Genomic DNA, 264 nt, shown 5'->3' with positions numbered 1-264 from the left:
GAGGAATTCGAGTTGGGCGTCGTGGGCGTTTCGGCGCCCGTGTATGACTTCAAACAACGGGTTGTGGCCGCCTTCAACGTCAGCGCCCCCAAGCAACGGTTCGGACGCCACTTGGACCAGGCCGGACAGCTCGCCGCCAAAGTAGCCAGGGACTTCTCCGTCGCGCTCGGCGCCTCCCCCGGCCCCAGCAGGGCGTAAGCGTGTCTTAGCGCAGCGATTTGTCGTCGGGATTTCGGGGCACCACGTAGGTGCTGCCGTCCGGAC

At 65.5% G+C, this 264-nt stretch carries 1 protein-coding gene; it reads left to right on the top strand.

Annotated features, from left to right (window positions below; all coding sequences use genetic code 11):
• Positions 1 to 198 (top strand): IclR family transcriptional regulator C-terminal domain-containing protein (locus SB772_RS42050; RefSeq protein ID WP_410838779.1); only part of this gene is annotated, 198 nt, incomplete at its 5' end.
• Positions 199 to 264 lie beyond the last annotated feature (66 nt).

The organism is Paraburkholderia sp. SIMBA_030, assembly GCF_046535245.1.
GTDB lineage: Bacteria > Pseudomonadota > Gammaproteobacteria > Burkholderiales > Burkholderiaceae > Paraburkholderia.
Note: the sequence above shows the minus strand (reverse complement) of the source record. Positions and strands in the feature narration are given on the sequence as shown.